At 48.1% G+C, this 206-nt stretch carries 1 pseudogene; it reads left to right on the plus strand.

Annotated features, from left to right (window positions below):
- Positions 1-53: 53 nt before the first annotated feature.
- Positions 54-206 (plus strand): annotated as a pseudogene (locus tag Q1A48_RS21695) (IS5/IS1182 family transposase); the annotation flags it as partial.

Raw genomic sequence — 206 nt, forward strand, 5'->3', positions numbered from 1 at the left:
ATTTACTGGCTTTGGTACAATGCTCGGGTCGATACCCCACAATGAGTTAATGTATGCGCGGTGCAGATATTACGCAGAAAGCTTTGTTCACCACGGTTCACCTGGAAGAATTTGTCCCGAAAACCCATCCGCTGAGAAAGATTCGTCAGGAATTTAATTTGGCATTGCAGCGTATCGACTGGTTGCTCGACTGCGCCTATGCACCG

Source organism: uncultured Microbulbifer sp., from assembly GCF_947489355.1.
Classification (GTDB): Bacteria; Pseudomonadota; Gammaproteobacteria; order Pseudomonadales; family Cellvibrionaceae; genus Microbulbifer.